This is a genomic window from Streptomyces sp. 8L, assembly GCF_020176795.1.
In the GTDB taxonomy this organism is placed as follows: domain Bacteria; phylum Actinomycetota; class Actinomycetes; order Streptomycetales; family Streptomycetaceae; genus Streptomyces.
Window position 1 is genome coordinate 1 of record NZ_JAIUKE010000526.1, and the last position, 7,711, is coordinate 7,711.

Annotated in this window: 6 protein-coding genes and 1 pseudogene; 2 read left to right on the forward strand and 5 right to left on the reverse strand. The window is 68.8% G+C overall.

The annotated features are described in order from the left end of the window. Positions 1-31: 31 nt before the first annotated feature. Positions 32-820, reverse strand: a complete 789-nt coding sequence (locus LCE31_RS33240) for a histone deacetylase (RefSeq protein WP_374118633.1) — start codon at positions 818-820, stop codon at positions 32-34. Then, the gene (locus LCE31_RS33245; RefSeq protein ID WP_225021109.1) at positions 817-1,500 is read right to left on the reverse strand and encodes a TetR/AcrR family transcriptional regulator; all 684 of its coding nucleotides are present in this window, start codon (positions 1,498-1,500) and stop codon (positions 817-819) included. The genes LCE31_RS33240 and LCE31_RS33245 overlap by 4 nt, the downstream gene beginning before the upstream one ends. 229 nt (positions 1,501-1,729) lie before the next feature. Here LCE31_RS33245 and LCE31_RS33250 point away from each other — a divergent pair, with 229 nt between their 5' ends. After that, positions 1,730-2,674: an SDR family oxidoreductase gene (locus tag LCE31_RS33250; RefSeq protein ID WP_225021111.1), complete on the forward strand. Its 945-nt coding sequence runs from the start codon at positions 1,730-1,732 to the stop codon at positions 2,672-2,674. Between the two features lie 46 nt (positions 2,675-2,720). On the opposite strand, the pseudogene LCE31_RS33255 reads toward LCE31_RS33250, so the two are convergent. From LCE31_RS33255 to LCE31_RS33265, 3 genes and pseudogenes are all read right to left on the reverse strand, one after another. Beyond that, positions 2,721-2,858 (reverse strand): annotated as a pseudogene (locus LCE31_RS33255) (DUF4440 domain-containing protein); the annotation flags it as partial. Between the two features lie 41 nt (positions 2,859-2,899). Continuing rightward, complete coding sequence (locus LCE31_RS33260; RefSeq protein WP_225021113.1) at positions 2,900-3,661, reverse strand: hypothetical protein; 762 nt, start codon at positions 3,659-3,661, stop codon at positions 2,900-2,902. A gap of 314 nt (positions 3,662-3,975) precedes the next feature. Beyond that, positions 3,976-5,145 (reverse strand): S1 family peptidase, encoded by a 1,170-nt coding sequence (locus tag LCE31_RS33265; protein WP_225021115.1) that lies wholly within the window; start codon positions 5,143-5,145, stop codon positions 3,976-3,978. 1,072 nt (positions 5,146-6,217) lie between these two features. Between LCE31_RS33265 and LCE31_RS33270 the strand changes: the two genes are divergently transcribed. Beyond that, complete coding sequence (locus tag LCE31_RS33270; protein WP_225021117.1) at positions 6,218-7,630, forward strand: family 2B encapsulin nanocompartment shell protein; 1,413 nt, start codon at positions 6,218-6,220, stop codon at positions 7,628-7,630. Positions 7,631-7,711: the final 81 nt, after the last annotated feature.

Here is a 7,711-nt window from a genome sequence, read left to right on the forward strand (position 1 = left end):
CCCCCGCCCCGGCCCCGGCCCGCGGTCCGCCTCAGCTGAGCCGTACCAGCGCGGCGATGTCCGCCACCTTCCAGTGCCCGGCGACGCCGGGCCACCGGGCCAGGTAGTGCGCCACGGTCAGCGGGTCACCGGCGCCGGCCTCCACCAGCCCGCCCGCGATCTGCGCGAGATACGCGGGTGAGGGCGGGTTGGCCGCGACGTCCCGTACGCCCCAGGGCGCGGTGAAGGTCACCACCGGCACACCCTCGTGGTCGCCGGGGTGCACGAGCGTCTCGTAGCGCCCGTCGCCGAGCCGTACCCGGCCCGCGGCCAGTACCTCCGCCAGGTCGATGTCCGGATGCGGCCCGGTGCCGGGGGCGCGGTGCATCTCCTGCGCGACGACGTCGGAGAACTGTTCGGCGGTGATCAGATGCGCGCGGACCAGCACCCGCCCCGACGCCCCGCCGGACGCGGCACCTAGGCCCGCGCCCGGGGCGTGTGCGTCGTCCGGCGCGTGCGCGCGGTGCGCGTGGCCGGGCCCGTTATAAGTGTCCGGGGCGTCGGGGCCGCCGGGCAGGTCCGGCGCGTCCGGGTCGTAGAACGCCATGCCGCCCGTCCACACCTCGGACTCGGCCGCGAAGTACAGCGCCCCCGACAGCCGCAGCAGCGCGGAGGCGGCAGGCGGCCGGGGGTCGCGGCAACCGGGATAGGTACGGGCGGCGCCCTCGGGCCGTCCGCCCGCGAGATAGCAACGGAAGCGTGCGCTCCGCATGTTGGACCCGTACGAGGCGTACCAGACGCGGCGCGCGCCGGCCGGCTTCGCGGCCGTGGACGATGTCACGTCCCCTCGCTTCGCGCCAGGGCCCCGGAGGCGATGACCGCGACGAACTCCTCCACGGCCGCACGGAACTCGACGCGCATGACGGCGAGTTCCGGCTCGGTGTCGTACACGGCCCGTACGGCGGCAGAAGGGTGCGCGTGTGTCCACAGGGAGGCCGCGACCATCAGCGAGCCGGCGGCGAGCCGCAGCGCGTCCCGGTCGTCCAGTTCGGGCAGCCGGCGGTGGAACAGGTCCGCGAGCGCGCTCGTGGTCTCGATGCCGGCGCGCTTGTAGGTGGCGGCCACGGCCGTGGACACGTTGCGCTCAAGGACCGCCGCCTGCGCGCCGGCGAGTTCGCACAGCACGGGCCGTCCTTCGAGGGTTCTCGCGAAGACGCCCGCCAGTCGGTCGACGCGCTCGCGAGCCCCGGCCGCGGGGTCGACGGCGGTGGCGAGCGCGCCCTCCAGCTCCGTGAGCCACGCACGTGTCGCCTGGTCGAGGAGTTCCAGCAGGACGGCCTCGCGGGACTCGAAATAGCGCAGCACGTTCGACTTCGCGAGGCCCACGCGACGGCTCAGCTCGTTCAGGCTGACCTGCGCGACGGGCAGCTCGGTGAGCATCGCGGCGGCCGTGTCGAGGATCGCCTGTCTGCGCACGGCGCGCTGCTCCTCGCTGCGGGCGCGCTGGAAGGGGGTGGCCATGCCTCCATCGTACAGACGCTTACAGACCTCCGGTCTGTTGTTAAGGCACCGCCGGTCTGTTAGGTTGGAATGCAACAGACCGTCGGTCTCTAATGATCATCGAGAGCGCGCCGCGGGGCCGGGTGGTTGCGTGCCCGATCGGCCGCTCGGCGGGCGGCGGGTGGCGGCCCCGGCCGGCGGCACATGAACAGCACACTCACGGCCAACGGACGGCGAGAGGATGAGCACGATGTACGAGGTACCGGACCAGTCGGGCAGGTTCGCGGTGGTCACCGGCGCGAACAGCGGTACGGGCAAGGAGGCGGCCCGCAGGCTCGCGGACGCCGGCGCACGGGTCGTGCTGGCGGTACGGACACCCGCCAAGGGCGAGCAGGCGCGGGACGAGATCCTGGCCCGCCACCCGCACGCCCGCGTGGAAGTGCGCAGGATCGACCTGGCGGACCTCGCGTCGGTGAAGGACTTCGCGGACGGCGTCATCGCCGACGGGACCCCGCTCGACCTGCTGGTCAACAACGCCGGAGTGATGTCCCCGCCGACCCGCATGACGACGGCGGACGGCTTCGAGCTCCAGTTCGGCAGCAACTACCTCGGTCCATTCGCGCTGACGCTCAGGCTGCTGCCCGCGCTCCTTGCGGCACCCGCGCCGAGGGTCGCGACCATGAGCAGCGGCACCGCCAACTACGGCCGCATCGACTTCGACGACCTCCAGTGGGAGCGGCGGCGCTACAGCCCGAGCCGGTCGTACGCCCAGTCCAAGCTCGCGAACCTGATCTTCACCGGCCGGCTCGCGGCCCTGGCGGACGAGCACGGCTGGCCGCTGACCAGCACCGGGGCGCACCCGGGCTACACCCACACCAACCTCCAGACGGCGGGCGCGAACCTGGGCGACGGCAGGCGGACCCTGATGAGCCGTCTGACCACGGTCCTCGGCGCCGTCCTCCCGACCCAGACCGTGGAGCCCGGCACCGAGCCCCTCCTCCAGGCGGCCACCAGCCCGACGGCCACGCAGGGCGCGTACTACGGCCCCACCGGCACACTGCAACTCGTCGGCCCCGGAGGCCCGGCACGCATCACCCGCAGGGCCCTGAACGAGTCGACGAACGCCCGCCTCTGGACCGAGTCGGAACGGCTCACCGGGGTGGCGGTCGCCGACTACGCCGAAGCGCGGCAGTAGCGGCCCTCGGAAGCGCCCCCGTTGTGCCGCGCTCCCGCGATGTGGCTCAGCCGGCGGGGGTGACGAACTCGGGCTGGTCGATCAGGCGGAGCCAACTTCCGTCCGGCTGGCGCCGGACGACCTGCGCACGGGCCCCCGCCCCGTCCTTCGGCGGGGTCGAGGTGAGGGCGATGGCACCACTGACCTCGCCGCCCGCGGACTCGGCGTCGCCCTCCTGGAAACGGGCTAAGTCCAGGTCGGGGACGGGTCGTTCGGCATTCCGAACGGCACTGGCCGACCCGTGAGCGCGTCCAGGACGACGCGGTCGCCGAGTGGCCGTCGTAGCTCGACCGTCATATTTCGTTCCGCCATGACATCGGTGCAAGGACTGTTCCGCGGGTTCTTGACCGAGGCGTACAGCACGACGCTGGCCTCGGTTTCAAGGGCGTTGACGACAGGGCCGTCGTCGCACGCTCCGTGTGTGGCTCCTACGGTGAGGGATCGGCCGTCCGGCGCCGTCTGCTTCAGGCCGGCGAGGCTCCTGAGACCACCGGAAGCCCCCTGCGGGACAGCTCCGATGGGCGACTTGGGAAGCTCCGAGGGAACGACAGCGACGCGTACGAGAGGGGTGCTGTAGCCGTCCAGAGTGAACAGCCATGCGGGGACGGTTGCTTTGCCCCGGCTGGTCTCGATCGTTGTACGGCCGAGCCGAGCACCCGTTACCGCAAGTCGGGACCCGACCGCCCGATCGGTGGCGAAGGACTCATACGCCTTCATCGCTCCCCACTGCGGGCGAGTAAGCGCGTCTCCGGTTACCCAGTCGACCTTCCCTTGGGCGGGAGCAGCGCCCGGCAGATGGCCCCGGAGAACGAAATTGTGGTTCTTGTACGCCTGCTTGTCTTCTTCGCTCCTCCACCCGGATTCCGGTATCTGCACGGCGTCGGCCATGGGGTAGTAGCCCTTATTCCATGCGGCGGCGGCCGTGGAACCCGCCCAGGCGCCAGCCACAGAGTTCGCCCGCACCTTCTGCTCTCGCAGCGATTGGTGAGGCACCCGACTGTCGGTGTGCTGTTCGCCGCAACCAGCAAGGAGGGAGAAAGCCAAGAGGGAGGACAGGGAAAGAGTGCCGAATCGCTTCAGGCTCGTGTGCATGGAACCCTCTGGATATGTCGGAGACGGATTCCCTGTGATGATCGAGGCGCAAATTTCCTTCTCCACTCGATCGAGTGGCTCCGATTTACGCCTTCCGTGAGGGAATTGTATTCACATCTGCCGTCCCGCCGCCGCTGAGGCCCTCGCAGGCGGCGGGGCGGAAGCGATTTTCAGTAGACGTTCAGTCCCGTTGCCAGGGATATGCGCCACACAGGATCGTAGTAGCTGACGCGATCCGACTGAGAGTCCTGGTCGGCACAGGGGCTCGTTGCATAGTTACCCCCCGACGAGACTCCGAGGGCTGTTTCACCCGAGATCAGGGGTCCACCGCTGTCACCGTGTACAGTACAGTTGCTTGCCTTGATCATATGATGGAGCGTAACCCCGTCGTCATACGTGACCGTCGAGTCGGTTGAAAGCACCTTGCCGATCAAGTCCTGGCTAGTAGTGCCGATCCGCTCCGTCTCTTCCCCGGCGTATGGGGGAGCGGAGCTGGTGATCTGCCCTTCTGATCCGTCCCTGTATTGGACCGATCCGTATGCCACGATGTCAGCGTTGCTGTATGGCACGATTCCGTAGTCAGACTGATCCGAGTCGTTTCCATAGACCCAGTTGCTGGCTATCCCGAGGGGAATACTGCCACTCCTTCGACTCCAGACGGTAGCCCCATCGTTCATGCAGTGTCCGGCCGTGAGCATGTACTTCTTGCCGTTACTGTCCTGGACATTGAACCCTGCGCTGCAGGTGACAATCCAGCTGTCCCCGTTGGTGTCGACGTACCCTGAAGTTATGCCCAGCCCGCCGCGCATCTCGTAGGAAGCCGTCGACTCGATCTTTCCGGGGTGATCGGTTATTTCTACCGCACTTCCGTACCCGGAGATCGCCTTCTCGATTCGGTCCCTGTCCGCTGTGGAAACTCCATCGTAGAGCTGTACTTCTACCCGGTTGGCGGTCGGGTCGATGTCCCATGCGGTGTCAGGAATCCCCGCCAGTTGATCCAGCTTGACTTTGATGGAGTCGAGGTCGGCCGAGCTGTTGGACACGACCTCCGCCAGGGCGCCCGCGTCCCGCACTGTCTCCGACGCGGCTTGATCTGTGACGGCGATGACCAGCCGCCCGCTTCGATAGTAGACGCCAGCAGTACGGTCGTTCCCGAGCTTACCGGCAAGCGCTGCCGCCTTGGCCCGGATTCGTGAGTGCAGGCGGTGCCGCCTGAGACGTGGTCGTAGTGGTGACGGCGAGCACGCCCCCGATTGCCGCCGCGACCAGACCGCGGCGTACGTTGCGTCTTCGCATCTGTGGCCCCCCACTTGTTTGAATAACTCTCCGATGTCGAACATGCGCTGGATGAGGTTTGCGGTACACGATGGCCAATGAGAGAACATGACATGACGGGGCAGCGTTGTTTGACACGTTGGCGTGATGTCGCCGCCCAGTGCCGAAGGCGGCCTACTGGCCGTGGAGTTACGGACCCGTGCCTCTGTAAGCACCTGCCTCCCGCGCGCGGCCAGAGCCTTGTTGAAGCGTCGGAACCCGGGATCGGCACAGAAGTTGATCGCGAACTCGGGGCGTGGTGGATGACCCGGCCCGCGGCCGGGTGAACCCGAACAAGGGGGTCACGCACTGGCCGGACATGCTGGATATGCTCCGGCCAAGTCGGCCCGGGGCCAGGTCGGCATGGGCCGATCGTCGCCGAAGCGCGGGCTTCGGCCAGTCGTCGGAGACCTCGGGGTAGTCCCGGTGCGCGGCGTGCAGTGCGCGGTGCGCGGTGTGCGGGTCGGTGAACTCCACTGCCCATCGTTGTAGGGGACCTGCCCGGCCTTGCCCAGGACGAGGAAGAAGTCGAGGCCGAACTCCGCTTGCATCTCTCGTGCTGTGGCGATCTGTCTCTCCGACAGGTCGATCCCGACAAGGTGGGCGCCTGCTCGCAGGAGCGCGCCCTGCCGGGCCGCGGCGTGGTCATCCCAGTGGCGCCGGTTCCGCTCCGGATGGTTGGCCCCCGGGCCGGCTCTGCCACCGGGTGGCGCGGAACTCGCCGAGCACCTGGGCGCGTTGCCGCGGCCCCGGGCGAAGAGCTGCCCGACGGAAGCACGCCCACAACACGACCCGCAGACAGGCCCGTGGCCGCGTCGAGCACGTCTTCGCAGCCTCTAAGCCGCCGGCAGTCCGGATAAACACGGGACACGACGAGATCCCCGTAACGAGGTAACTAGCCCGCTGATCCGGGCGAGTTGAGCGCATGGGCCGTTAGCGTTTGCGGAGTTCGAGGCGACCGCTCGCGCTCTCCCGTTCATTCCCCCTTTCCCCCGCTCCTCCGCTCTTGGGTTCCTCGTTTCCTGTTCCCTCCTCCCTCCACCGGTCGGTGCAGATACGCCGATCCGATCACCGCCGTCGCAAAGGAGAACCCGCCCGATGACCGTTGACACCAGCCCGGAAGCGCAGCTGGAGCCGTCTCGGCAGTCCAGTCTCGGCACCGCGGCTGCCCGCAATCTCGCCACCACGGCCAAGTCCGCCCCGCAGATGCAGGAGATCACCTCCAGGTGGCTGCTGCGGATGCTCCCCTGGGTGGAGACGAAGGGCGGCACCTACCGGGTGAACCGCCGGCTGAGCTACAGCGTCGGTGACGGGTACATCGAGTTCGTCCAGGACGGGACCGACGTCCGGGTGATCCCGCGCGAGCTGGGCGAACTGGCCCTGCTGCGCGGCTTCGACGACGACGAGGTGCTGAGCGCGATCGCTGGCCGGTGCGTCCAGCGCGACTTCCGCGCGGGCGAGGTGCTGGTCGAACGCGGTACCCCCGCGGAGCGAATCCACCTGATCGCCCACGGCCGGATCGCCCAGACCTCCGTCGGCAAGTACGACGAAGAGGTCGCCGTCGCCACGCTCGCCGACGGCGGTCACTTCGGCGAGAACGCCCTTGTGGACAGCGACGCGAGGTGGGACTGCACGGCCACCGCCGAGACCGCGGGCACCCAGCTCACCCTGTCACGCGCCGACTTCGAGGCGGTGGTGTCCAGGGCGCCGCGCCTCCGGGCGCACCTCCAGGAGTTCCGCTCGCTGCCCCACCAGCGGCAGAACAAGCACGGCGAGGCCGAGATCGCGATGTCGGCGGGCCACACCGGAGAAGCCGGGCTGCCGAGCGCCTTCGTCGACTACGAGCTCCACCCGCGCGAGTACGAACTCTCCGTCGCGCAGACCGTTCTGCGTGTCCACACGAGGGTCGCCGATCTCTACAACGGGCCGATGAACCAGACCGAGGAGCAGCTCAGGCTCACCATCGAGGCGTTGCGCGAGCGCCAGGAGCACGAGCTGATCAACAACCGTGAGTTCGGCCTGCTCCACAACGCCGCGTTCAAGCAGCGGATTCAGCCGCACTCGGGCCCGCCCACGCCGGACGACCTCGACGAGCTGCTCAGCCGCCGCCGCGGCACCAGGGTCTTTCTCGCCCACCCGAGGACCATCGCGGCGATCGGACGGGAGTTCAACGCGTACGGCCTCTACCCGGACCACGTCGACCTCGGCGGACAGCAGGTCCCGGCCTGGCGCGGAGTGCCGATCCTGCCCTGCAACAAGATCCCCGTCAGCAAGGAGAGCACCAGCTCGATCATCGCCATGCGGACCGGCGAGGACAACCAGGGCGTCATCGGCCTGCGCCAGACGGGCCTTCCGGAGGAGTACGAGCCCGGTCTCTCGGTGCGCTTCATGGGCATGAACGAGCAGGCGATCATGTCCTACCTGGTCACCACCTACTACTCCGCGGCCGTCCTCCTGCCCGACGCGCTCGGCGTGCTGGAGAACGTGCAGGTCGCCCGGAGGCGCGGCTAGGCCCTCTCGTTCGGATCTGGTCGGGCTCGCGTGCCCCGGCACCTCCCCCACCCTCCGGGCGGGGGGACCCCCACTCGCGGC